Below are 25,165 nucleotides of genomic sequence, written 5' to 3'. Positions count from 1 at the left end.
CAGATCAAATGAGGTTTTTTGCCAATAAAAAAAGCCCAGACCTGAGTCTGGGCGGAGAAACTGCAATCAATCTAAAAGATTAATGATAACCGTGTAATTGGCGATACAGTCCTGGTGTTACTCCAGTCCATTTCTTGAAGGCACGGTGGAAAGTACTGGTTTCACTGAAACCGACCTGTTGTGCCACATCTTCCAAGGTTAAACCCGGGTTGAGTAAAAGGTGAATGGCCGCATCACGACGTAATGCATCTTTAACCCCTTGATAGCTTTTGCCTTCAGCAGCCAAGCGACGACGCAAGGTTTGCGGAGACAAGTACAGCATCGATGCCACATCATTCAAGGTTGGCATTTCTTCACCAATTTGGCTCTTGAGCACATCACGAATACGTGAAGTTAAAGAGTTGGTGTTTTTGAATTTAACCAGTAATTGAGCCGGTGCCGCTTTTAAGAATTCTTCCAGATTTTCTTCAGTTTGACGGATTGGTAAATCCAGATAATCGGCTGCAAAGGTAATTTCAGTACGTGGCGTATCAAACTGCATCACCGGTGCAAAGAACAATGCGTCATATTCATCGGCATGGGCAGGACGTGGATAACCGAAATGTACGCGTTCCAATGGAATACGGCGTTCAATCAACCATGATGCCAAACCGTGCCAAATCATCAGCATACTTTCAGTAATGAAATGGTCGGGGTCCATGCTTTGGGGAACATGAGGAACCAGACGTGCTTCGTGTTTATCACGTTCTATAGTCACTGACCATTCATCACCAAACAGTTTATAGAATTGTGCAGAAAGATCTAAAGCGTCTCCTAGCGTTTTCGCGTGAATAATCAACTGACACATAATGGCAAAAGTGCCCAAGCGACGTGGCTGTAAATCAAAGCCCATATGTTCGTCTTGGGTCACCATCCACAACATTTTAATAAAGCGGGTGTATTGCTCAGGAGAAATACGTGCTTTAGGTTGACGTAATAAATCGGGTTCAATGCCTACATGTGACAATAAAGTTTCGACGTCCATATCTAGACGTTTTACGCCTGTTAAAGCCGCATTCACGAAGTGAATACTAATCGTATCGCGACTTATATTAAACTCTTCAGTTTCTTTATCTTTTATATTCACTTGTAGTTGACCTAATTTTACATTCACTTGTAGTTGACCTAAATGACACTAAAAAATGTTTGGGTGGCAATTTACAATAGGTGTTTTGCCTTATTTACATCTTAAATTGCCGAAATGATCAAGGTAAATGGCTGAACATGACATTGTTTTGTTGCGTTTATATTTCTAACATGGGTGAAAAACCAACATAAAGTGAGTAAAAATAACATGGAAGCTGCTTTAAAAGGATTAAAAGTTCTCGATTTTTCCACGCTTTTGCCTGGACCATTCGCCACATTATATTTGGCTGACTTGGGGGCAGAAGTCATTCATGTGGAATCGCCAACACGTCCGGATTTAATTCGTTTATTGCCACCTTATGTACATGGACAAGCGACTGCGCATAGCTATTTGAATCGAAATAAGCAATCCATAGCCTTGGATTTAAAAGATCCTGAGAATATTGCTGCCATTAAGCAGAGAATTTCTGAATTTGACATTGTGATTGAGCAGTTTAGACCCGGGGTCATGCAACGGCTGGGTTTGGACTATCAAACCCTTGCCGAAATTAACCCGCGACTGATTTATTGTTCCATTACCGGTTATGGGCAAACCGGACTTTATAAAGATAAAGCCGGTCATGATATCAATTATCTGGCACTTTCCGGAATTGCAGGACATAGCGGTCGACAAGACAGTGGTCCGCCCCCGATGGGCATTCAAATTGCAGATGTAGCCGGTGGTTCTTTACATGCAGTGATTGGAATTCTATCTGCGGTGATTGAACGTCAACGTAGTGGAAAAGGGCAATATATTGATATTTCGATGACCGATTGTGTGGTGACATTAAACAATATGGCAGCAGCAGCAGTACTGGCTGGAAAAACTAAACAATATGCTGAAAAAGGGCATTTAAATGGCGGAACTTTTTATGATTATTACCTCACCCAAGATGGTCGTTACTTATCTGTCGGGAGTTTAGAACCTCAATTTATGTCGGGCTTAGCCACCATTTTAGAACTTCCAGTGCTTCTGGAAAAAGGTGCGTCCTTTGATGAGTCAGATCGGCAACTGGTCAAGCAAGCCATTCAAGACAAAATAAAATCCAAAGCTTTTGTCGAGTGGCAGGCAATTTTCGCAGAACAAGACGTTTGCGTTGAACCTGTACTGTATTTGGATGAGGCTCTTGATTCGGAACTTGCCCAACAAAGACAATGGACAGTCGAGGTGCCTCTGGATACAAATTCAGAACAGACACAACAACAGTTAAGCTGTCCAATCAAGTTCTCCCGATCAAAAAATGTCTATAACTTCGCTGGACAGCGACTCGGAGAAGGGAAATGGTGATTTCTTCTATTCCTTATTGAGGAGTTAAAAAAAGAACGGGATGTGCGGTCAATTGTGCAGAAAAAATTGACCAATTGAATAATAAGTAGGCGAAATATTTATAAATATAATTATGGGGCCTTATATGCACTTATCTCCTCAAGTAAAGGCAGTTTTAGTTATATTCACTGCTTTCTTATCTAGTTTTTCTGTAGCACATGCGAGTGATGCATTTGCTGCAGAAAGCCCGTGGATGTTCGGTGATTGGAATGGTCAGCGTACTGCATTGCAAAAACAAGGTTACGATTTCAGTTTCGGTTATACCTGTGAAATGGCAACTTTGCTCGATGCAAAATATGCCTCAAGTCACGGAACTGAATACGCAGACCAGTTTGAAATTGGTATGCATTTAGATTTAGAAAAGATTGCCGGTTGGAAAGATACTGAAGCCCAAATTAATATTACCGAGCGTAATGGCCGTTCACTGTCTAATACTTCAGATGCTTTAGATGGTCAATCTACAGGTGGAGCAAATGGTCATTTAAGCTCTACGCAAGAAGTCTGGGGTCGTGGTCAAACATGGCGTTTAACTGATTTCTGGATCAAGAAAAAATTCTTAGAGCAAAAATTAGATGTGAAAGTCGGTCGTTTTGGTGAAGGTGAAGACTTTAATAGTTTTGACTGTGACTTCCAGAACCTGGCACTTTGTGGTTCACAAGTGGGTAACTGGGTCGGTGACCAGTGGTACGACTGGCCTGTAAGCCAGTGGGCTGCACGTGTGAAATATAACCTCATTCCAGAGCTTTATGCACAGGTGGGCGTGTACGAATACAACCCGGAAAATTTAGAACGCGGTAAAGGCTTTAATCTCAGCACTAATGGTTCTCATGGTGCGATTATTCCTGCAGAAGTGGTTTGGACACCGAAACTGGGTGAACAAAAACTACTGGGTGAATACCGTGCCGGTTATTACTACAGCACCGCTGACGCGCAAGTAATTAACAAAGCTGAAAAAGATCATCATCAGGGTGGCTGGATTGTTGCGAAGCAACAATTGACTGCGCATCAAGCTGATGTGTCTCGTGGTTTATCTGGTTTTATCAACGCGACTGTTCATGATTCAGAAACCAACAATGTGAGTGATATGCAAAACATCGGGCTGGTTTATAAAGGCGCGATGGATTTACGTCCTAAAGATGAAATTGCTGTCGGTGTTGCGCGCATCAACATGAATGATGATCTGAATGATGGCCGTAGCGAAGAATATGATGCAGAGCTTTACTATGGTTTACATGTAAGCAATTGGTTAACGATCCGTCCAAACGTTCAATATATTCGCCATGTCGGTGCGTATAAGAACGGCGAAAATGCTTGGGTGGGTGGTCTCAAGTTCCAGACAGCATTTTAAGGTTTATTTAGAGACTGAAAACGTAGAGAGGTAGTCAGCAGTGATTACCTCTCATTTTTTTAGAGGGACTCGTTTTTGTAGCTGATGTACATACTGTTAATCAAAAGGGGGATGAAGAATCCTTTTGATTAACCCTACTGAAAATCAAAGATTAAGGTGGTTGATATGAATAATCCATCTACAGGAACAGGAATACGTACATTTAGCGTCATTATTTTGGCGATATTTGCGTTGATCCTGCTGATAGGCGGTATCTGGCTAGCGGTACTAGGCGGTTCAATTTATTACATCGTTGCCGGTTTATTGTTGTTGGTAACAGCAGTTCTTCTGAAGAAATCGGATTCTAAAGCATTTTGGGTGTATGCAGCATTAATGCTGGGTACTATCATCTGGGGTGTTTGGGAAGCAGGCACTGATTTCTGGGCACTCGCACCACGTTTCGATATCTTGGGTTTACTGGGTTTATGGTTATTGATTCCTGCGGTTTCTCGCGGAATCAGTGAGGTGAAAACAGCTAAAATTGCATTGTCTGGTACTTTGATCATTGCCATTGTGGTCATGATCTATGCAATTTTTAACGACCCGCAAGAAATTAATGGTGAAATTAAAACTGCACAGCCTAAACAGGCGCAAGCCATTCCTGGTGTAGCAGCTGAAGATTGGCCTGCTTATGGCCGTACTCAAGCTGGTGTACGTTATTCTCCTTTAAACCAGATTAACAGCGACAACGTTAAAGATTTACAAGTCGCCTGGACGTTCCGTACTGGCGAAATGAAAACTGAGAATGACTCAGGCGAAACCACCAATCAAGTAACGCCAATCAAAGTCGGCAATAACATGTTTATGTGTACCACACATCAACGACTTATCGCGCTTGATCCGGCGACGGGTAAGGAAAAGTGGAGCTTTGATCCTAAGTTAAAAGCAGACAATACGTTTCAGCATTTAACCTGTCGTGGTGTTTCTTATTATGATGCTGGCAATGCTGTACAGTTTGCAAAAAGCTTAGAAAGCAAACGTTCTAGTTCTGAACTTTGCCCCCGTAAAGTAATCTTGCCGGTGAATGACGGTCGCCTGGTGGCAATCAATGCGGACAATGGTCAACGTTGTACTGACTTCGGTAAAAATGGTGAAGTTGATCTGCAAAAAGACATGCCATTTCCGTATCCAGGCGGTTACATCCCAACTTCACCTCCAGTCATTACTGGTACGACCATCATCATTGGCGGATCTACAACAGATAACTACTCTACTGAAGAACCTTCAGGTGTGATCCGTGGCTATGATGTAAATACAGGTGAACTACTTTGGGTATTTGACACCGGTGCAGAAGATCCAAATCTGATGCCTGCTCCAGGTCAAAAATTTGTTCACAACTCGCCAAATGCTTGGGCACCACTGGCATACGATGAAAAATTAGACATCGTATATGTGCCAACCGGTGTAGGTACTCCGGATATCTTCGGTGGTCACCGTACTGAACTTGATGAACGTTATGCAAACTCTATGCTTGCCTTGAATGCATCCACAGGTAAATTGGTCTGGAATTTCCAAACCACCCATCACGATTTGTGGGATATGGATGTACCGTCACAGCCTTCTTTAGCTGACATTAAGGATAAATCGGGCAATATTGTGCCTGCAATCTATGTGTTGACTAAAACAGGTAATGCGTTTGTACTAGATCGTCGTACCGGTGAAGCGATTGTTCCAATCACGGAAAAACCAGTACCTCAAACAGTCAAACGTGGTCCACAAACCAAGGGCGAGTTCTACTCTAAAACTCAACCGTTCTCTGATTTTGACCTTGCACCAAAAGAAAAACTGACGGATAAACAAATGTGGGGTGCAACCATGTTTGACCAGTTAATGTGCCGTGTTTACTTCAAATCATTGAACTATGATGGCATTTATACACCACCTTCTGAAAATGGTACTTTGGTGTTCCCGGGTAACCTGGGTGTATTTGAATGGGGCGGTATGTCTGTCAATCAAGACCGTCAGGTTGCGTTGATGAACCCAATCGGCTTGCCATTTGTGTCTAGACTGATCCCTGAAGATCCAAACCGTAAACAAACCGCTAAAGGTGCAGGTACAGAAGCGGGTGTTCAACCGATGTACGGAGTGCCTTACGGTGTAGAAATTAAAGCCTTCTTGTCACCACTGGGTTTACCTTGTAAACAACCGAGCTGGGGCTTTGTAGCGGGTGTTGATCTCAATACGCATGAAGTGGTTTGGAAAAAACGTATCGGGACCATCCGTGACAGCTTACCTAAATTGTTCCAGTTACCGGCAGTTAAAATTGGTGTTCCTGGTCTAGGTGGTTCAATTTCTACAGCGGGTAACGTGATGTTCGTTGCTGGTACTCAGGATAACTATATCCGTGCTTATAATGTAACAAACGGTGATTTGTTATGGGAAGGTCGTTTACCTGCGGGTGGTCAAGCAACACCGATGACTTATGAAGCCAATGGTAAACAGTATGTTGTGATTATGGCCGGTGGTCATGGTTCATTCGGTACTAAAATAGGTGACTATTTAGTAGCGTATGCTTTACCTGATCAAAAGAAATAATCCTTAAAATTAAAAAAGCCTGATTCGTCAGGCTTTTTATTGTCAAAATAAAAAAATTGGGGTTGTAATAGATAGTATTGTGATAATCTATATTTATAAAGATAACTAGATGTAAATTAAATAGAAAAAATTCAAAAAAACTATGAGAGTTTTTTGTTGCTTGAAGACAATAGTACTTCAGCTGATTTAGAAGAGTACAATCGAATTCTACAACAGCTGCTTAGAGGATAAGTCTCTTTATGCAGGTTGGTTTAACTCAGATCTTTAACATCTAAAAATTACAAAAAAGGTGCTTATATTTAACTTTAAGTATGAGCTTTAAAAAAAGAATCTTAAAAATAGGGGATAATATGGCTATTCCATCTTCAGGTTCAGTTTTAAAAACGATTTTGGTTATCGTGGCCATCATTTTCGGTTTAGTGCTGCTGATTGGAGGAATATATCTTGCAGTACTTGGTGGGTCTTGGTATTACATCCTCGCAGGCTTATTCTTCATCGCTACTGCAATTTTATTGCAAAAATTAAAAAGTTCAGCACTTCTTGTTTATGCAACTCTTGTATTGGGTACTGTGGTATGGGGACTTTGGGAAGTTGGCTCTGACTTCTTCGCGTTAGCGCCTAGGTTAGATATTTTGGGTATATTTGGTCTTTTCTTACTCATTCCTGCAGTGACTCGCGGATTTGAAAATACCAAAGGTGCAAAGATTGCGCTTACAGGTACATTGGCAATCACCATTGCCGTCATGATCTACTCTATATTTAATGATCCTCAAGAAATTCATGGTGAATTAAGCACCAAACAGCCCGCAATATCACAACCTATTCTGGGTGTTGAAGATGGTGATTGGCCAGCTTATGGTCGTACCCAGTCTGGCTTGCGTTATTCTCCTTTAAATCAAATTAACAGCGACAACGTTAAAGATTTACAAGTCGCTTGGATTTTCCGTACTGGTGAAAGCAAAACTGAAAATGACTCTGGTTCAACAACCAATCAAGTGACTCCCATTAAAGTGGGGAACAATCTTTATCTCTGTACCATGCACCAACGTTTAGTTGCTTTAGACCCAGTCACAGGTAAAGAAAAATGGAGCTTTGATCCTAAACTCAAAGCGGATAATACGTTTCAGCATTTAACCTGTCGTGGTGTGTCTTACTATGATGCCAACAACACGGCTGGTTTCGAAGCAAGCTTGCAAAACAAAAAATCATCATCCGCGCTTTGCCCACGTAAAGTGATCTTGCCTGTGAATGATGGTCGCTTGGTGGCAATCAATGCGGACAATGGTCAACGTTGTACGGACTTCGGTAAAAATGGTGAAGTTGATCTGCAAAAAGACATGCCATTCCCGTATCCAGGTGGATACAACCCCACATCTCCTCCCGTGGTCACAGGTACAACCATCATCATTGGTGGTTCTACGACAGATAACTATTCTACTGAAGAACCTTCAGGTGTGATCCGTGGTTATGACGTCAATACCGGTGAACTTCTTTGGGTATTTGATACGGGTGCTGAAAATCCAAACGCGATTCCTGCGCCTGGTCAAAAATTTGTTCATAACTCACCAAACGCATGGGCTCCTTTGGCGTATGATGCTAAATTGGATATCGTGTATGTTCCAACGGGTGTAGGTACTCCTGATGTCTGGGGGGGATACCGTACCGAGTTACACGAACGTTATGCAAATTCTATGCTTGCATTGAATGCATCCACAGGTAAATTGGTCTGGAATTTCCAAACCACTCATCACGATTTGTGGGATATGGACGTACCGTCTCAACCGACATTGACTGACATCAAAGACAAATCTGGCAACATCGTTCCTGCAATCTATGTATTGACTAAAACAGGTAATGTCTTTGTCTTAGACCGCCGTACCGGCGAAGCAATCGTACCGATTACTGAGAAATCAGTTCCACAAACTGTAAAACGTGGTTCTCAAACCAAAGGTGAACGTTATTCACCTACTCAACCGTTCTCTGATTTTAACATGGGGCCTAAAGATAAATTGACTGATAAACAAATGTGGGGTGCAACCATGTTTGACCAGTTGATGTGTCGTGTTTACTTCAAATCATTGAATTATGATGGTATTTACACACCACCTTCTGAAAACGGTACTTTGGTGTTTCCAGGTAACTTGGGTGTGTTTGAATGGGGCGGTATGTCTGTGAATCCAGACCGTCAAATTGCAGTGATGAACCCGATTGGCTTGCCATTTGTATCTAAATTGATTCCACGAGATGCAGACCGTAAACAAACTACTAAAGGTGCAAAGAGTGAAGCTGGTGTACAACCCATGTACGGTGTGCCTTACGGAGTAGAAGTTAAAGCGTTCTTGTCACCATTGGGTTTACCTTGTACACAACCGGCTTGGGGTTATGTGGCTGGTGTGGATTTGAATACGAATGAAACGGCTTGGAAACGTCGTATTGGTACCATACGTGACAGTATATCTGGTATTTCCTTACCTCCATTTAAAATGGGTGTGCCAATGTTGGGTGGTTCTATTTCTACAGCGGGTAACTTAATGTTCATTGGTGCAACAAAAGATGATTACATCCGTGCCATCAATGTCACTAATGGTGATGAACTTTGGAAAGGTCGTTTACCAGCAGGTGGTCAAGCAACACCGATGACTTATGAAATCAACGGTAAACAGTATGTGGTGATTATGGCTGGTGGTCATGGTTCATTCGGTACTAAAATGGGTGACTATTTAGTGGCGTATGCTTTACCTGATCGAAAGAAATAATCCTTAAAATTAAAAAAGCCTGATTCGTCGGGCTTTTTTATTGGGTAAATTTAATCATTTTTAAATATAAAAAGTAGAGGAGTTTATTCACTTAGATTTTCACATTTATTCTTTATATGAAAAATAATGATAAACAAATGAAAACAACATCAAATCTGGTTAAAAGCCGCATGATTCGGCTGTAACTGGCTATACCAGTGAAATCCCGACATGCTTATCAATAAAACCGCTATTAAATATGTAAAAAACGCATTTTGTTGATAGTTTAAATCTCGTTATGCTGTCAGCCGTTATAATGAACCTACTAGCTGTACGCCATGTATTTATATACTGATTTCGATCAGCAACTGATCAATGAACGTGTTGCACAGTTCCGTGACCAAACGGAACGTTATTTAGCGGGTAAATTGACGGAAGATGAATACCGTCCGCTACGTCTCCAAAATGGTTTATACGTCCAACGCTATGCGCCAATGTTACGTGTTGCTGTGCCTTATGGTCTGATGAACTCGAACCAACTTCGTAAAATTTCGGATTTGGCAAAAGAATATGACCGTGGTTATGCACATGTATCAACACGTCAAAACATTCAGTTTAATTGGCCTGCACTAGAAAATGTGCCTGACATGTTGGCAGAACTGGCAACAGTTCAAATGCATGCCATTCAAACATCGGGTAACTGTATTCGTAATACCACAACGGATCAATATGCAGGTGTGGTTGCCGGTGAAATTGCTGACCCGCGTCCGACCTGTGAATTGATTCGTCAATGGTCAACTTTCCATCCAGAATTTGCTTTCTTGCCGCGTAAATTTAAAATTGCGGTGTCTGCATTGGCTGAAACAGACCGTGCAGCGGTTTCATTCCATGATATCGGTGTGTATATCGTGAAAAATGAAGTAGGCGAGATCGGCTATAAAATTAAAGTCGGTGGTGGTTTGGGGCGTACCCCAGTAATTGGCAGCTTTATTCGTGAGTTCTTGCCACGTGAAGATTTAATTGCTTATCTTGAAGCAGTCCTTCGTGTCTATAACTTGCATGGTCGCCGTGACAACAAATATAAAGCACGGATTAAAATTTTGGTAAAAGCTTTAACGCCAGCAGTATTTGCTGAAAAAGTTGAAGCTGAATTTGCTCATACCATTCAGACTTTGAAAATTCAGCCTGAAATCTTGAAAAAACTGGACGAAGAATTCACGCCATTTGATTATCAAGATTATGCAGATCAAGATTTCGCTGAACAGTTTGCTGCACATCCAAAATTCAAACAATGGTTCAACATCAACACCAATGCACATAAAGTGAAAGGCTATCGTATTGTAACGATTTCGCTTAAACGTGCCGGTATTGCACCAGGTGATATGACCGTTGAAGAAATGAATTTGATTGCTGATTTGGCAGACAAGTACACTTTCGGTGAACTTCGTACTACGCATGAGCAAAATATTTCACTGGTTGATGTTCCGCAAAAAGACTTGTTTGAATTGTGGCAAATTCTTGAGCAAAACAATTTGGCACGTGCGCACATTGGTTTCTTGACCGACATTATTTGCTGCCCGGGCGGTGATTTTTGCTCGCTCGCGAATGCGAAATCAATTCCGATTTCTGAAGCAATTTCACGCCGTTTCGATGACTTAGATACGGTTTATAATCTCGGTCACATCGACTTGAACATTTCAGGTTGTATGAATGCCTGTGGTCATCACCATGTGGGTAATATTGGTATTTTAGGTGTCGATAAAAAAGGCGCTGAATTCTACCAAATTACTTTAGGTGGTAATGCCGATCATGATGCTTCAATCGGTGACATCTTGGGACCATCATTTGCGGCAGATCGTGTACCCGACGTTGTTGAAGAAATTTTAAATACATATCTTGACCTACGTAATGAAGGTGAAGAGTTTATCGAAACCTACCGTCGTGTTGGAATTCAACCATTTAAGGAGCGTGCATATGCTTAATCCCGCACTATCAGTGCTCTCTAAAGATGGCACAATTGCAGACAACACTTATCAATTGATTGGTGAAGATGGTATTTTACCGCAAGGTGATGTTGTTCTGACTGTAGAGCAGCTTGATCAATTAGAAAATGTACAAGGTAAAAAAGCTTTGTATATTACAGTTGATGCTTCTCCTGAAGTCAATGAATTCCCGCTAGATCAGCTTGATGCAATCTTTATTGAGTTTGCAGGCTTTAACGATGGTCGCGGTTATTCATTTGCAGCATTGTTACGTCGTCAAGGTTACCAAGGTGAACTTCGTGCAACTGGCGATATCTTTAAAGATGTGTTGAACTATTTAAAACGTTCAGGCTTCGACACTTTCGTGATTAAAGAAGGTAAAGATATTCAGGAAGCGGCTGCGGGTTTAAATGATTTTAAACATCCGTACCAGGCATCGACTGCGGTTGCACAGGCACATTATCAAACAGGTGCTTAATTTCAATTAAGTTGCTGTAAAAAAGCCGGATTGATTCCGGCTTTTTTTTATGCGTGGTATTTAGGGAAATTCAATATCACATTGCTTCTAATTGACAATTGATCATCCATTTAATTCCAAACTGATCGGTAAAAGCCCCATACAGTGCGCCCCAAAAGGTTTTTTCTAAGGGCATTTCAATTTGTCCATTCACAGATAAAGCCTCAAATAAACGTTGTGCTTCCGTTTGTTCATTGGCGTTGAGATTAATTGAAATATAGTGATTATTACCTTTGGTGAAAACCGTATTGGTTTGCGCACAGAATTGATTATTGGTATCTGACGCCATCAGTTCTGTATATTCGTTGATTGGTAGCGAAATATGAAGAATAAGGTTTTTATCTGCTTCAGATAGCGTGATGCCTTCTGCAGGTGGCATTTCACCATAACGGGTCAGATTCGAAAATTCGCCTCCAAAAACTGATTTATAAAAGTTAAAGGCAGCTTCAGTTTCACCTTGGAAATTGAGGTAGTGATTGAGTTGCATGATAGAACTTCTGTTTTGTTCTACTCCATTTAATCTAACCAGCTTTATTTTATTTTTACATGAAGAAAGCTTATAAAAATGTAAGTATAAAAAATCCCTCTATGTGGAGGGATTTTTTGTCCTCTCTCCCTATGGGAGAGAGTTAGAGAGAGGGAAAAGATACTCTCCCTCTTGCGGAATGTATTTCTCATCTTTATTAAAGAGAGACTTTATTAAAGCAGTTCAATCGCCACAGCAGTCGCTTCACCACCACCGATACACAGTACAGCAATCCCTTTTTTACCACCCGTACGCTTAAGGGCATGGATTAATGTCAGGATAATACGTGATCCTGTTGAACCAACAGGATGGCCAAGTGCACAAGCACCACCATTAATATTCACTTTTTCTGGATTTAGTTTGAAATCATCCATAGGACACATGGTCACCATGGCAAATGCTTCATTGATTTCCCAAAGGTCAACATCTTGTGCATCCCAGCCAGTTTTATTCAACACTTTTTGGATCGCCCCTACAGGTGCAATCGTAAATTCAGAAGGATGTTGTGAATTTGATGCATAAGCCACAATTTTCGCCAAAGGTTTTAAACCTTTTATTGTTGCATTATCTGCTGAAGTAAGTACAAGTGCAGATGCACCATCAGAAATAGAGCTGGCATTGGCAGCTGTAATGGTACCGTCTTTCGCAAAAGCAGGACGAAGTGTTGGAATCTTTTCGATATTTGCATTGAATGGTTGTTCATCTTTATCAACGACCACATCGCCTTTACGCGTTTTCACCGTCACAGGTATGATTTCATCGGCAAAGTAACCTTCATTGACGGCAGTTTGTGCGCGTTTTAATGAACGAATGGCAAAATCATCCATTTGCTCGCGAGTATAACCGCGTGTATTTGCCATATCTTGTGCAAAAGAACCCATGAGGCGACCTGTTTCAGCATCTTCAAGGCCATCAAGGAACATGTGATCTTTCACATCACCATGCCCCATGCGGTAACCTGCACGTGCTTTAGTTAATATATAAGGTGCATTGCTCATTGATTCCATACCCCCTGCAACCACAATTTCAGCAGAACCTGCTTTAATCATATCGGCAGCTTGCATCACGGCTTTCATGCCTGAGCCACAAAGTTTGTTGATGGTGACTGCGCCCGTTGAATCAGGCAGACCTGCTTGACGCATTGCCTGACGTGCAGGACCTTGCTTTAAACCGGCAGGGAGTACGCAGCCCATAATGACTTCTTCGACATCCGTTGGTTGTAATCCTGCACGAGCAATGGCTTCTTTAATTGAAGCTGCACCCAGTTCAGGTGCTGTTACATCCGCTAAGCTACCTTGAAAACCGCCCATAGCTGTACGTGCGCCATTTACAATTACGATGTCTGTCATTTTTTTCTCTCCGAGATTTACTTTTTAGTAGATTTTTTTCCAAACATAAGCAGTATATTGAAAAATCAACAGGAATAAAGTCTGTTTGTTCTCCACCTTTAGACTGATAAGTTTTTAGCAGCTAAGTGGATTCTCAATACGGGTATGTCCCATACGACTAAGAACAATCTTATAATGAGGTTGTTGGTAAATAGAGCAATAATAGAAACTGCCATTTGATCCGTTCGGAAGCCCATTTTCAGCTTGAAAAGTTAAGCTGGGAATACTTAAAGTACCTCTCCAATCTAAATTTCCATATTTCAGCTCAGTTGATTCTGTAGAGATAATTTTTTCACCAGTATCTGCCTGTCTGTTTTTATTTGTATCTAAAAAGATCATAAAACCTGAATTCCAATGGCTTGCCTGGCAATTCACTTTATTTGGACTGGGACAAATAACCACATTGGTGTGGTGTATAGCAGCATGTGATTTTGCCAATTGAATACTTGAAACCAGTGTATTGGTAATTTTTTTGATTTCTTGTTTAGCCATTGTTTCGTGAAAATAAGGTAAGGCTATGGAAGTAATAATCGCTAAAATAGCAAGCGTAACAATGAGTTCAATGAGTGTAAAACCCGTTTTTTGTTTGGAAATCATTAAATTAACCTTGTAGTGTATTTTTTTTTAATTGTTTATGTTATTAATGTTTTGTTTTTAATGGTTTTTTTTGCGAGTAAGATTTATTACTCAACTTTTAAGAAAGCTGTTAAAATAATCGGCAAGTGACAATAAGCTATTCACAAGAATAAATTGAGTAAAAAATTACCGAATTACAACGGAAATTGTAAGTAATTTTGTCAATAATTTACTTGATTAAAATTATCAAGCACTTGGAAAAAAAATAAAGTGTTTGTATGATTCAAAGTGAATGGCTTAAAAATAAAACTGGGGTATTAGAAAGCCCATCTCAGAATAGCCCAAATTTAGACTTGAGCTTGAACTTGAAAACAATTGTTATCTCTGGAGGATAATTCCATGAAAATGAGTCGTATTGCATTAGCAATGCTCGTTGCTGCACCTTTGGCTGCTGCTAACGCTGGCGTAACTATTACACCATTAATGCTGGGTTACACTTGGCAAGACACTAAACATAACAATGGTCAATCACAGTTGTTATCTTCTAAACTTGGTCAAGGCGAAATGAAAGACGACTTGTTCGTTGGCGCTGCGATTGGTGTTGAATTAACTCCATGGTTAGGTTTCGAAGCTGAATATAACCAAGTGAAAGGCGACGTTAGCCAAATGAATGGTTCACGTGTTCGTGAACAACGTCCACTTACTCAAGTTGATCCAGGTGCAGAGTACAAGTCAACTCAAATTAACGGTAACTTCTATGTTACTTCTGATTTGATTACTCAAAACTATGACAGCAAAATCAAGCCATACCTACTTGGTGGTGCTGGTCACTACAAATATAAACTCTCTGGCGTAGGTCGTGAAAACTCTATCACCGCACCAACAGCTATCGATCGTGGTAACACTGAAGAAGGTACACTGGCAAATGCGGGTGTAGGTGCTTTCTGGCGTTTGAACGATGCTCTATCTCTACGTACTGAAGCACGTGGTACTTACCACTTTGACGAACAGTTCTGGAACTATACAGCCCTTGCTGGTCTTAACGTAGTTCTTGGTGGTCACTTGAAACCGGCTGCTCCTGTAGTTGAGGTTGCTCCAGTTGAACCTGTAGCTCCAGTTCAACCAGCTCCACAAGAGTTGACTGAAGACCTTAACATGGAACTTCGTGTGTTCTTTGATACAAACAAATCAAACATCAAAGATCAATACAAACCAGAAATCGCTAAAGTTGCTGAGAAGTTAGTTGAATATCCAAACGCTACTGCTCGCATCGAAGGTCACACAGATAACACTGGTCCACGTGCATTGAACGAACGTTTATCTTTAGCTCGTGCTAACTCTGTTAAATCTTCACTTGTAAATGAATACAATGTAGATCCAGCTCGTTTGTCTACTCAAGGTTTCGCTTGGGATCAACCGATTGCTGACAACAACACTAAAGAAGGCCGTGCTATGAACCGTCGTGTATTCGCGACAATTTCTGGTAGCCGTACAGTTGTTGCAGAACCTGCTCAACAAGCTCCTGCAGCTCAATAATTAATTATTGATCTAATCTAAAAAAGCAGCCTTAGGGCTGCTTTTTTTATGTTCGCTACATAAGCATAACTTGTTTAATACACTGTTTCATTTTTATCTTGTTCTAATAAACACCCTAAACAATAAAAAGAGGGTCAAGCAATGAGCCAGATGTTAATGACCAAAGATGGTACCTCAATTTATTATAAAGATTGGGGCAGTGGTGCTGTAATTGTTTTTTCACATGGATGGCCTTTATCGAGTGATGCTTTTGAAGACCAAATGTTATTTTTAGCTGAGCATGGCTATCGAGTTATTGCATTTGATCGGCGTGGGCATGGAAGGTCCAGTCAACCTTGGGCTGGACATAGCATTGATCAATATGCAGAAGATTTACATCAATTGGTTGAACATTTAAATTTGGATAATTTTGCGTTGGTCGGGCATTCCACGGGTGGGGCGGTAGTCACACGTTATACTGCAAAATATGGACAGCAGAAGGTCACTAAACTTGCATTGATTGCGGCTGTTACTCCGTTAATGAGTAAGCGAGATGATTATCCAGACGGAGTTGATCCAGAAGTATTTGATGAAATGCGTGCAAATTTATTGGATAACAGAGCTGATTTTTATCTGGATTTTGCTAAAAAATTTTATGGTTACGACAAATTGCTCAATAAAAAATCTGAAGGTGTGGTGCAAAATTTTTGGCGTATTGCTATGCAAGGTTCAATCAAAGCACATTACGATTGTATTGAGGCTTTTTCCGAAACAGATTTACGTGAAGATTTAAAACAGCTCACTGTGCCGACTTTGGTGCTTTATGGAACCGCAGATGAAATTGTACCACCCGAAATTTGTAGTCAGCAGGCGGTAAAGCTTTTAAAGTATGGAGTGGAAGAGCAAATTAAAGGCGCGCCGCATGGTTTATGTACCACCCATAAAAATGAAGTTAGTTTTGCTTTAAAACAATTTTTTGCAGAAGATTGATTATTATAGGAATAAAAAAACAGCCTGAAGGCTGTTTTTTATTTAAATAGAATAGAAGCTTAATCACGTTCTACGTTCATAGGTTGAACATCCATTTCTTTATATGGAATAAGTTTGGTTTTATATTTCCATTTATAACCTAACCAGATCGCAAGAAATAATGGAATACTGATATAGGTTGAAAGTAAACCTAACCAATCAATTTTTCCGCCAATCAGTGCTTCATAGTTCTGACCTAGAATAATGATCGAGCAAAGGATAAAAGCAAACCATGGTGCAAAAGGGAAGAATTTGGCTGTATAAGCTAAATCTTCGAGTTTATAGCCTTGCGCTAAATAGCCTTTACGGAAACGGTAATGTGAAATGGCAATGCCCAACCAGACAATAAAACCACACATCCCTGACATATTCAGCAACCAGTTAAAAACTTGTTGTTCGCCAATAAATGTGGTTAAAAAGCAGAGTGCAGCAATCGCAGTGGTGGCGTAAAGCGCATTCATTGGTACGCCACGTGGGTCAAGTTTTGCAAACCATTTTGGTGCGCGCCCCTGACGTGCCATATCAAACAGCATACGGGTGGATGAATACATGCCCGAGTTACCTGCCGATAAAATAGCCGTTAAGATCACCGCATTCATTAAGCTTGCAGCAAAAGCAAAACCTGCTTTTTCATACAACAATGTAAAGGGTGAAAGGGTAATGTTGTCGCTTGCAGCAGCTTGTAAGAGACGAGGATCATCATAGGCAACTAATGTACCAATGATAAAAATACACACTACATAGAACAATAAAATGCGCCAGAAAATTTGCTTAATCGCAACTGGAATGGTTTTCTTCGGATCTTTTGATTCACCCGCTGCAACACCTACCATCTCAGTTCCCTGGAACGAGAATCCGGCAATCATTGCAACGCCAATCATGGCTTGTAAACCGCCCACGAAAGGTGCATCACCTTTGGTCCAGTTGGCAAAGGTCACCATATTCGGGGTCAGCATGATTTTTGCAATCATGGCAATACCAATAATGATAAAGACAATAATCGCAACTACTTTGACAAGAGAGAATAAAAATTCAGTTTCACCAAAGCCTTTGACGGTCAAAGCATTAATAGCAAAAATAATGCTAAGGAAAATGGCACTCCAGTAGAAACCTGGAATATCGGGGAACCAGAACTTCATAATAAACTGTACGGCAACCAGTTCAAAAGCCACGGTAATGGCCCAGTTGTACCAATAGTTCCAGCCTAATGCGAATCCAAAACCACCTTCCACATATTTAGTCCCATAGGTGAAAAATGCACCTGAAGTGGGGTTATGTGTGGCAAGTTCGCCCAAACTCGTCATTAAGAAATAAATCATTAAACCAATAAGAGCATAAGCCAGTAATGCGCCACCGGGACCTGCATTGGCAATGGTTGCACCAGAAGCCAAGAATAAACCTGTACCGATGGAACCACCAATGGCGATCATATTAAGATGGCGAGCACCAAGCTTACGCTGTAGGTGTGGTTGATCTGTTTCGCTCATCATTGTTCCTTAACATTTTTTTTCGTGTTGGCGAACAACACTTTAAAGCCTTGTTGGTCTGCTTTAGTCGTACACTGACCAAAATTCTGCTCGATTAATAATGGATAATTCAGAAAGCGGTTTGCCACAATCCATAATTCACCGCCCGATTTTAAATGGCGTCGTGAAGTTTTACATAAGCTTTCACTGGCGTTGTAATCGGTATGGATGCCCTGATGGAAAGGCGGATTACTGACGATGGCATGTAAAAATAGCGGCGCATCTTCAATACTTGTCACTGCGGTAATTTCAAGTTGCTCTGGCGCAAGACTATTTTTTTCAAAGGTCATTCGGGTAGAAGCCAAAGCAAATGCATCAACATCCATCGCAAAAATTCGATTTTTCGGATTCAGTTTGGCGAGATAAGCACTAATTACTCCGGCACCACAGCCAAAGTCGGCAATTTTACCTGAAGTCACTTGTGATAAAAAAGGCAAGAATACGGCTGTACCCACATCTAAATGATTTTGACTAAATACACCCGGAAGGGCACAAATGGTTAAATCACCGTTAGGTGTCGCTACGGTATATTGCTGCGCCCAATCTGCCAAAGCTTTCGCAGTCACGGTAGAGTCAATGGTGACTTGCCACATTTGGCAATGGCGTGCGCTGTCGAGTTTGAGTGCTTTGCCATAAGGCTGTAATTGCTTGGCTGCACGTTCGACACCCGCTTTCTTTTCACCCACCAGGAAGATTGAAGCACCTAGACCTAAACGGCTTACGACATTATGTAAGATGTAATTTAATAATTCTTTTGACTTAGGCACAAAAATGATCGCTTGATCAAAACTGCCTTCAGGAAGGTCGACACCAAAATGTACATGGGCTTGTTGCGACTGAAAATATTGAAATTCATTATAATTCCATGTCCACAAACATGGAGTGATGTCTTTCTCTAAATTGGAAAGTAAGTCATCCGTCGGTGCGTTAACAAGCAACACACGTCCAGAAAGATATTCGTGCTGTCGAATGACAACTTCACTTCTTGGATCCATTTTTTATCTCGCCATTGAAAAACTCTGCCCAGACAATGCTGGGCAGAATTGATGCTGAAATGAAATTATTTCTTCGATTCAGGAAGAATAATATTTAATAACAATGCTGCAATACCACCAGTCGCAACACCAGAACTGAAGATGTTACGGAATAATTCAGGTAGGTGTTCAAGAATTTGTGGGACTTGTGCAACACCTAAACCCAGTGCAAGCGAGATGGCAATAATCAATAATGCACGGCGGTCTAATTGCACACCTGAAAGGATGTTAATCCCCGAAGCTGCAACAGCACCAAACATCACCATAACAGCCCCACCCAGAACGGCTTGAGGAACTGCTTGAATGACACCGGCAACTGCAGGAAGCAAGCCAAGAATCACCAATAATGCGGCAATCCAGATGCCCACATAACGGCTGGCAACACCAGTCAGTTGAATCACACCGTTATTTTGTGCAAATACAGAACTTGGAAAAGTGTTGAAAATACCCGCTAAGAATGAATTCGCACCATTTACAAGTACACCACCTTTAATACGTTCCATCCATTTCGGACCATCTACCGGTTGGTCTGAAATCTTGGAAGTTGCAGTGATATCACCAATCGCTTCTAAAGAAGTCACCAGGTAAATAAAGGCCATTGGAATAAATAAGCTCCAAGAGAAACTTAAACCAAAGTGCATTGGGGTTGGAATCTGAACAATCGGTGCATCTTTCAAGCCGGAGAAATCCAGATGTCCCATAAAACCGGCAAGCGTATAGCCAATAATTAAGGCAATCAGAATCGCCGAGCTTTTTACCCAGATAATACGTATACGATTCAAAATAATAATGATCGCCAGTACGGTACATGACATGATCAAGTTATCAGCGTTAGCGAAAGTTTTATCGCTCATGGCCTGATAACCGCCGCCCATACTGATTAAACCTTCTTTAATTAAGGTTAAACCAATCAGCAGTACGACAATCCCCGTAACCAATGGTGTAATCAGTTTTTTGATCCACGGTAAAATGCGTGAAACACCCATTTCAATAAATGAACCTGCAATCACCACCCCAAAAATAGAGGCCATTACCGCTTCAACAGGGGTGCCCGCAGCGACCATTGCTGAACCAATACCAATAATTGGACCAATAAAGTTGAAGCTAGTGCCTTGAACAATCAGCAAGCCTGCACCAAAAGGACCGACTTTTTTACATTGTAGAAAGGTGGCAATACCCGAGATCACCAATGACATTGAAAGAATCATATTGGTGTCTTGTTTTGAAACACCGAGGGCTAAACAAATCAGTAAACCAGGCGTGACAATCGGGACAATAATTGCAAGTAAATGTTGCAGTGCAGCTAAAAAAGCGATGAAGGGTTGAGGACGATCGTTCAATCCATAGACCAAATCAAGGTGCTCTTGTTGCTCGGGAGAGTTATTTAAATCAGACATGTAAGAAGGTACAGCAGCAATTTGCCGTTATTCTAATCGAGTTACAGGACATTACAAATGAAAAAAAGAGTGATTTGTCAAAAAAACTTGTAACTGTGAATGAACTGTCACTACTAAAACTTTGTATTTTTCTGTATAATTTGCCCTCAAATTTAATACGTATCGAATTATACATGTCAGATATTAAAACTCTCCGTAACATTGCCATTATTGCGCACGTCGATCATGGTAAAACGACTCTTGTAGACAAACTTTTACAGCAATCAGGTGCTCTTGGCGATCGCGCGGGCGAGATCGAACGTGTCATGGATTCGGGCGCTATCGAGTCTGAACGTGGTATTACCATTCTTGCAAAAAACACTGCAATTAAATGGACTGATGCTCGTACAAACACTGAATACCGCATTAATATCGTGGACACCCCGGGACACGCCGACTTCGGTGGTGAAGTTGAACGTGTAATGTCGATGGTTGACTGTGTATTGCTTCTTGTCGATTCACAAGAAGGTCCAATGCCACAAACTCGTTTCGTAACGCAAAAAGCGTTCGCACGTGGTTTGAAACCAATCGTGATTATCAATAAAGTTGACAAGCCAAGCGCGCGTCCTGATTGGGTAATTGACCAAGTATTCGACTTGTTCGACAACCTTGGTGGTACTGACGAACAGTTAGACTTCCCAATTGTTTATGCATCTGGTCTTCGTGGTGTTGCTGGTCCTTCTCCAGAAGAACTTGCTGACGACATGACTCCATTGTTCCAAACAATCGTAGACATCGTTGAACCACCAGCAGTTGACGTTGATGGTCCATTCCAAATGCAAGTGTCTTCACTTGACTATAACAGCTTCGTAGGTGTTATCGGTGTTGGTCGTATTCAACGTGGTTCTGTGAAATTAAACACGCCTGTTACTGTGATCGACAAAGACGGTAAAACACGTAATGGTCGTATCTTAAAAATCATGGGTTACCATGGTCTAGATCGCGTTGACGTTGAAGAAGCAAATGCTGGTGACATCGTTTGTGTAACAGGTATCGATGCACTTAACATTTCTGACACCATTTGTGATCCAAAAGCTGTTGAAGCTTTACCGCCATTGTCTGTAGACGAACCTACAGTAACCATGACTTTCCAGGTAAACAACTCACCGTTTGCTGGTAAAGAAGGTAAATTCGTAACTTCACGTAACATTCGTGAACGTCTAGACCGCGAATTGATTCATAACGTAGCATTACGTGTTGAAGATACTGATTCTCCAGACCGTTTCAAAGTTTCTGGTCGTGGTGAACTTCACCTTTCAGTTCTTATTGAAAACATGCGTCGTGAAGGCTTCGAGATGGGGGTATCTCGTCCTCAAGTAATCTTGAAAGAAGTTGATGGTGTAAAACAAGAACCGTATGAAAACGTAACATTTGACGTTGAAGAACAACACCAAGGTTCTGTAATGGAACAAATGGGTCACCGTAAAGGCGAAATGACCAATATGGAAGTTGACGGTAAAGGCCGTATCCGTATTGAAGCAACTGTTCCTTCACGCGGTTTGATTGGTTTCCGTTCAGAATTCTTAACGATGACTTCTGGTACGGGTATCATGACGTCTAGCTTCTCGCATTATGGTCCAATGAAACAAGGTACTGTTGCGAAACGTCAAAACGGTGTGTTGATCTCTATGGTTCAAGGTACTTGCCTTGGCTATGCATTATTCACACTGCAAGACCGTGGTCGTCTATTCGCTAAACCTCAGTTAGAAGTTTACGAAGGTATGATCATTGGTATTAACTCACGTTCTGACGACATGACAGTTAACCCAACTAAAGCGAAACAGTTAACAAACGTACGTGCATCTGGTACTGATGAAGCGTTAACTCTAGTTCCTGCTGTAGAATATACGCTTGAACAAGCACTTGAATTCATTGAAGATGATGAATTAGTTGAAGTAACTCCTAAGTCAATTCGTATCCGTAAGCGTTACTTGACTGAGAACGAACGTAAACGTAACCGTTCTGGTAAATAATGATTTAATCAGTTTGAACTGATTTAAATGATTGAAAAAATGCTATCAATTCGTTGATAGCATTTTTTTTGTTTACAATTAGCAATCCAATATATTCAACATACATAATTCCGAGTAAATTAAAGGGAATTATGAGCTGTTATAAATGCATTACCGGATCAGACAGTTCTAAAAATATATTAATAAAGAATGCTTTAAAGATAAACTGGAGAAAAGATATGAGTATTATTCAAGAATTTAAAGAATTTGCCATTAAAGGCAATATGATGGATTTAGCAATTGGTGTCATCATTGGTGGCGCTTTCGGTAAAATCATTGATTCATTGGTTAAAGACATTATTATGCCTTTAATCACGGTGATCACCGGTGGTGGTGTGGATTTTACACAGAAATTCTTTGTATTAGGAAAGAACCCCGATAATTTACAATCTTTAGATGCCTTAACTAAGGCGGGTGTAAACGTACTGACTTACGGTAACTTTTTAACCGTACTCTTAAACTTCCTGATTTTAGCGTGGGTTGTGTTCTTAATGGTTAAAGTATTAAACCGTATCCGTAAAACTGAAGAGGCAGCTCCAGCAGCGACTCCTGAAGATGTTGCATTATTACGTGAAATTCGTGATGAATTGAAAAAACGTCCACAACTGTAATTTTATTCATAAAAAACGGCATCTTGAGATGCCGTTTTTTTATATACTTAAAAAATTTTAAAAATATAATTGGATTTATCAGGAGCGCATTTTTTGAAAATGATTTCATACTGGAAGGAAGTAAAAGAGATTTACTCAGACGGTGAATGTACATTTATTATTGGTTATTATGATCATAAAAACAGTAATGATGGTGGAAGTAAAGCCTTAGGGATTCATTGGCAAACATATCCACAATCAAGAGGAATTTTGAGTCCATGTGTAATTCCTAAGAATACGAGAAACATCATATTAAGAGGATTATTGACTCAAGCAGAAGCACTGAAAGAGCCGCTTCAAATTGATAAAATTAAAAATGCTCTTGCTTATTTTGATTAAAATTTAGAGTTTAATAATTAGAAATGATCCCTTTTTTAAGAGGGATCATATTAGATACTTTTCTAATCCATCCGGAACTTAATTTCCAATAAATGCCAGCCAAACTGACTTTTAATCGGCCCATGCAATTCACGTTCAGATAAAGTGAAAACAGCTTTATCAATTGGACCAACCAATTGTCCTTTTTTAATATCACCGAGTTCACCGCCTTTTTTACCGGATGGACAGGTGGAATGCTGTTTGGCAATTTTCGCAAAATCTGCACCGGCTTTAATTTTCTTTTTCAGCTGTTCAGCCAGTTCTTTATCTTTGACTAAAATATGACGGACGATGGCAGATTTCATGCTTTATTCCCTTTAGATGGAGTCTTGGTCGCTATTTTAACGTTTTTTAAAGGCTGACACTGTGGACAAAATACACTAGTGCGTTGTCCAAGCTTTAAATTTTCCAAAGTAGTTTCGCAGTTTACGCACATCTCGCCAGCACGGCCATAAGCCAACAGGGTTTGCTGGAAATAACCATTTTCACCCATCGCATTACTATAGTCACGCAGGGTAGAGCCACCTAAATCAATCGCTTGTTTTAAAATCCGTTTAACTTCAATCACGAACTTTTCAATTTGATCACGGGTCAAGCTTGATGCGGGCTGGGCAGGGTGAATGCCTAAATTGAATAGGCTTTCAGTGGCATAGATATTTCCAACACCGACCACAATATGATTATCCATAATCGCCACTTTGGCGCCGACATTTTTCTTTTTAAATTTTTCCGCTAAATATTCAGCATTGAAAGCTTCACTTAGGGGTTCGGGTCCTAAAGTATCAATCAGCTTGCTTTGTGAGTTGGAATCTAACCATAAAACACAGCCGAAACGACGCGGATCGTGATAACGCAGTTCTATATCTTCAAACTGAATAATCAAATGATCATGCTTGCGCAATTCTGTGTTGGCATCACAAAGACGAAAACTGCCCGACATGCCTAAATGCCATAACATGCTGTCATGCTCAAACTCCGCCAAAATATATTTAGAACGTCGGGTGAGTTTTAATAATTTTTGCCCTGTCAGTTTTTCAATATCGTCAGGAATAGGCCAACGTAAACGGGATTCACGGACTTGAACAGAAATCACTTTTTGGTCAATTAAAGGCAATAAACTGGTTTTGGTGGTTTCAACTTCTGGTAATTCGGGCATGTTGGATTCTAGTGTGAGTAGATAAAGCTAATATCGGGTTGCAAGGGAATGAATGCAAGTTTTTATTTTGAATGGCAGCGGGTAAAATTTCCAATTTAACTATAGATATCTATCTTTAGGATTAGTTGTAAATATATCAATTGGTATAATTTGAAATGCCATTTTCAACAGTGGAAATTATTTTTTAAATTTAATATTTTTAGTTAATATATTGAAAAATATTAATATATTTAATTTAAATTAAACTAATTGTTATTTAATTTACTTTATATATAACTTTTTATTGTTTATA

At 40.5% G+C, this 25,165-nt stretch carries 20 protein-coding genes; 11 read left to right on the top strand and 9 right to left on the bottom strand.

From position 1 onward, the window contains the following. Positions 1–79 precede the first annotated feature (79 nt). Positions 80–1,090: an AraC family transcriptional regulator gene (locus HLH18_RS10745; RefSeq protein WP_171546849.1), complete on the bottom strand. Its 1,011-nt coding sequence runs from the start codon at positions 1,088–1,090 to the stop codon at positions 80–82. A 243-nt stretch (positions 1,091–1,333) separates the two neighbouring features. Here HLH18_RS10745 and HLH18_RS10740 point away from each other — a divergent pair, with 243 nt between their 5' ends. From HLH18_RS10740 to HLH18_RS10715, 6 genes are all read left to right on the top strand, one after another. Beyond that, positions 1,334–2,452 (top strand): CaiB/BaiF CoA transferase family protein, encoded by a 1,119-nt coding sequence (locus HLH18_RS10740; protein ID WP_171546826.1) that lies wholly within the window; start codon positions 1,334–1,336, stop codon positions 2,450–2,452. A gap of 124 nt (positions 2,453–2,576) precedes the next feature. Continuing rightward, the gene (locus HLH18_RS10735; RefSeq protein ID WP_171546825.1) at positions 2,577–3,839 is read left to right on the top strand and encodes a carbohydrate porin; all 1,263 of its coding nucleotides are present in this window, start codon (positions 2,577–2,579) and stop codon (positions 3,837–3,839) included. Positions 3,840–4,004: 165 nt separating this feature from the next. Continuing rightward, entirely contained in the window at positions 4,005–6,413 is a 2,409-nt protein-coding gene (locus HLH18_RS10730) for a glucose/quinate/shikimate family membrane-bound PQQ-dependent dehydrogenase (RefSeq protein WP_171546824.1), read from the top strand. Between the two features lie 350 nt (positions 6,414–6,763). Next, positions 6,764–9,169, top strand: a complete 2,406-nt coding sequence (locus HLH18_RS10725) for a glucose/quinate/shikimate family membrane-bound PQQ-dependent dehydrogenase (protein WP_171546823.1) — start codon at positions 6,764–6,766, stop codon at positions 9,167–9,169. 317 nt (positions 9,170–9,486) lie between these two features. Further along, the gene (locus HLH18_RS10720) at positions 9,487–11,130 is read left to right on the top strand and encodes a nitrite/sulfite reductase (protein WP_171546822.1); all 1,644 of its coding nucleotides are present in this window, start codon (positions 9,487–9,489) and stop codon (positions 11,128–11,130) included. Then, on the top strand, positions 11,123–11,608 hold the full coding sequence (locus tag HLH18_RS10715) for a DUF934 domain-containing protein (protein WP_214647325.1): 486 nt from the start codon (positions 11,123–11,125) through the stop codon (positions 11,606–11,608). Before HLH18_RS10720 ends, HLH18_RS10715 begins: the two co-directional genes overlap by 8 nt. 76 nt (positions 11,609–11,684) lie before the next feature. On the opposite strand, the gene HLH18_RS10710 is transcribed toward HLH18_RS10715, so the two are convergent. The 3 genes from HLH18_RS10710 to HLH18_RS10700 all read right to left on the bottom strand — a co-directional run bounded on the left by HLH18_RS10710 (position 11,685) and on the right by HLH18_RS10700 (position 14,158). Continuing rightward, on the bottom strand, positions 11,685–12,134 hold the full coding sequence (locus HLH18_RS10710) for a VOC family protein (protein WP_171546821.1): 450 nt from the start codon (positions 12,132–12,134) through the stop codon (positions 11,685–11,687). Between the two features lie 212 nt (positions 12,135–12,346). After that, positions 12,347–13,522 (bottom strand): thiolase family protein, encoded by a 1,176-nt coding sequence (locus HLH18_RS10705; RefSeq protein ID WP_171546820.1) that lies wholly within the window; start codon positions 13,520–13,522, stop codon positions 12,347–12,349. Positions 13,523–13,636: 114 nt separating this feature from the next. Continuing rightward, on the bottom strand, positions 13,637–14,158 hold the full coding sequence (locus HLH18_RS10700) for a GspH/FimT family pseudopilin (protein ID WP_171546819.1): 522 nt from the start codon (positions 14,156–14,158) through the stop codon (positions 13,637–13,639). 378 nt (positions 14,159–14,536) lie between these two features. Between HLH18_RS10700 and omp38 the strand changes: the two genes are divergently transcribed. Beyond that, entirely contained in the window at positions 14,537–15,673 is a 1,137-nt protein-coding gene (gene omp38, locus HLH18_RS10695; protein ID WP_171546818.1) for an outer membrane protein Omp38, read from the top strand. Positions 15,674–15,814: 141 nt separating this feature from the next. Further along, positions 15,815–16,642, top strand: a complete 828-nt coding sequence (locus HLH18_RS10690) for an alpha/beta fold hydrolase (RefSeq protein WP_171546817.1) — start codon at positions 15,815–15,817, stop codon at positions 16,640–16,642. 59 nt (positions 16,643–16,701) lie between these two features. Here HLH18_RS10690 and HLH18_RS10685 read toward each other — a convergent pair whose 3' ends face one another. The 3 genes from HLH18_RS10685 to HLH18_RS10675 form a co-directional block, all read right to left on the bottom strand. Continuing rightward, on the bottom strand, positions 16,702–18,168 hold the full coding sequence (locus HLH18_RS10685; protein WP_171546816.1) for an amino acid permease: 1,467 nt from the start codon (positions 18,166–18,168) through the stop codon (positions 16,702–16,704). Then, on the bottom strand, positions 18,168–19,202 hold the full coding sequence (locus HLH18_RS10680) for a methyltransferase (protein WP_171546815.1): 1,035 nt from the start codon (positions 19,200–19,202) through the stop codon (positions 18,168–18,170). Before HLH18_RS10680 ends, HLH18_RS10685 begins: the two co-directional genes overlap by 1 nt. A 65-nt stretch (positions 19,203–19,267) precedes the next feature. Next, positions 19,268–20,638: a uracil-xanthine permease family protein gene (locus HLH18_RS10675; RefSeq protein WP_171546814.1), complete on the bottom strand. Its 1,371-nt coding sequence runs from the start codon at positions 20,636–20,638 to the stop codon at positions 19,268–19,270. 173 nt (positions 20,639–20,811) lie between these two features. On the opposite strand from HLH18_RS10675, the gene typA reads away from it, so the two are divergent. The 3 genes from typA to HLH18_RS10660 all read left to right on the top strand — a co-directional run bounded on the left by typA (position 20,812) and on the right by HLH18_RS10660 (position 23,678). Next, on the top strand, positions 20,812–22,650 hold the full coding sequence (typA, locus tag HLH18_RS10670; protein WP_171546813.1) for a translational GTPase TypA: 1,839 nt from the start codon (positions 20,812–20,814) through the stop codon (positions 22,648–22,650). Positions 22,651–22,868: 218 nt separating this feature from the next. Beyond that, complete coding sequence (gene mscL / locus HLH18_RS10665) at positions 22,869–23,300, top strand: large conductance mechanosensitive channel protein MscL (protein WP_171546812.1); 432 nt, start codon at positions 22,869–22,871, stop codon at positions 23,298–23,300. 93 nt (positions 23,301–23,393) lie between these two features. Continuing rightward, on the top strand, positions 23,394–23,678 hold the full coding sequence (locus tag HLH18_RS10660; RefSeq protein WP_214647324.1) for a hypothetical protein: 285 nt from the start codon (positions 23,394–23,396) through the stop codon (positions 23,676–23,678). A gap of 62 nt (positions 23,679–23,740) precedes the next feature. Here HLH18_RS10660 and HLH18_RS10655 read toward each other — a convergent pair whose 3' ends face one another. Both HLH18_RS10655 and mutM read right to left on the bottom strand, forming a co-directional pair. After that, the gene (locus HLH18_RS10655) at positions 23,741–24,022 is read right to left on the bottom strand and encodes a peptidylprolyl isomerase (protein ID WP_171546811.1); all 282 of its coding nucleotides are present in this window, start codon (positions 24,020–24,022) and stop codon (positions 23,741–23,743) included. Then, positions 24,019–24,873 (bottom strand): bifunctional DNA-formamidopyrimidine glycosylase/DNA-(apurinic or apyrimidinic site) lyase, encoded by an 855-nt coding sequence (mutM, locus tag HLH18_RS10650; protein ID WP_171546810.1) that lies wholly within the window; start codon positions 24,871–24,873, stop codon positions 24,019–24,021. The genes HLH18_RS10655 and mutM overlap by 4 nt, the downstream gene beginning before the upstream one ends. Positions 24,874–25,165 lie beyond the last annotated feature (292 nt).

The organism is Acinetobacter sp. ANC 5414 (genome assembly GCF_013004295.1).
In the GTDB taxonomy this organism is placed as follows: Bacteria; Pseudomonadota; Gammaproteobacteria; order Pseudomonadales; family Moraxellaceae; genus Acinetobacter.
The sequence above is the reverse complement of the archived record's forward strand: the minus strand, read 5'-3'. Positions and strand labels throughout refer to the sequence as shown.